This is a genomic window from Actinomadura sp. NBRC 104425 (genome assembly GCF_030269545.1).
GTDB classification, from domain to species: domain Bacteria; phylum Actinomycetota; class Actinomycetes; order Streptosporangiales; family Streptosporangiaceae; genus Spirillospora; species Spirillospora keratinilytica.
Window position 1 is genome coordinate 1 of record NZ_BSTN01000127.1, and the last position, 381, is coordinate 381.

A 381-nucleotide genomic window follows, 5' to 3' on the forward strand; every position below is an offset into this window, starting at 1 on the left:
CCCTGATGGTCGTGGCGGGCGCCCGCGGAGTGCTGGTGGGCCCGGGCGATGGTGGAGTCCACCGACACGCTCCACCCGACCAGCCCGGCGGCGTCGGCGAAGGCCCGCAGCTTCGCCCAGATCAACGCCCAGATCCCCGCACGCTGCCGGCGCCGCAGCAGGCTGTAGACCGACTGCCAGTGCCCGTACCGTTCGGGCACATCACGCCACGGCGCACCGACGCGGGTCCGCCACCGGATCCCGTCCATCAGCTGCCTGCGCGTCCACTTGGCAGGCCTGCCAGGGCGTTTACCCTCTGGGAGCAGCCGCTCCAGCACCCGCCACTGCCGGTCGGTCAAGTCCTTGCGCCCCGCGATCGATACCCTGGCCATCGAGGTCTCC

The 381-nt window shown here is 72.2% G+C and carries 1 protein-coding gene; it reads right to left on the reverse strand.

From position 1 onward, the window contains the following. A partial coding sequence (locus tag QSK22_RS33405) for a transposase (RefSeq protein WP_285498513.1) occupies window positions 1-371 on the reverse strand: 371 nt, incomplete at its 3' end. Between the last annotated feature and the right edge of the window lie 10 nt (window positions 372-381).